The sequence below is a fragment of the Paracoccus sp. SY genome, from assembly GCF_002901215.1.
Lineage (GTDB): Bacteria > Pseudomonadota > Alphaproteobacteria > Rhodobacterales > Rhodobacteraceae > Paracoccus > Paracoccus acridae.
The window spans coordinates 1-515 of record NZ_NWMQ01000208.1 but is presented as its reverse complement, the minus strand read 5'-3'; the positions used below and the strand labels follow the sequence as shown (position 1 = coordinate 515).

General features: G+C 70.5%; 1 protein-coding gene. It reads right to left on the bottom strand.

Going from position 1 to position 515, the window contains the following annotated elements; all coding sequences use genetic code 11:
• Positions 1–515 (bottom strand): 3-hydroxyacyl-CoA dehydrogenase family protein (locus CK944_RS22585; protein ID WP_146038791.1); only part of this gene is annotated, 515 nt, incomplete at both ends.

Here is a 515-nt window from a genome sequence, read left to right as displayed (position 1 = left end):
CGCTCGCCCGGGGCATAGTCGTACCAGCCGCCGCCGGTCTTCTGGCCCTTGCGGCCCGCGCGCACCAGGATGTCGCCCAGCGTCTCGGGCACGTCCCGGCCCGCCGCCCGCGCCCCTTCGCGCTGCAGATGGGCGATGTCGAGCCCGCCCAGGTCCTGGGCCTCGAAGGGACCCATGGCGAAGCCGTATCCGCGCATGGCCGCGTCGATCTCGGCGATGGGGATGCCTTGGCCCACCAGGGCCTCGGCGCCGGCGCGATAGCGCTTGAGGATGCGGTTGCCGATGAAGCCCTCGCAGATGCCCGATTGCACGGGGATCTTGTTCAGCATCCGGGCCAGGGCAAAGCCCGTGGCCAGCGTCCGGTCCGAGCTGTCCGGCACCGGCACGATCTCCAGAAGCCGCATCACATTGGCGGGGCTGAAGAAGTGCAGGCCGATGAAGCGGCCGGGGTTCGTCACGCCCTCGGCGATCAGGCGCGGGTCGAGATAGGAGGTGTTGGTGGCCAGCACCGCATC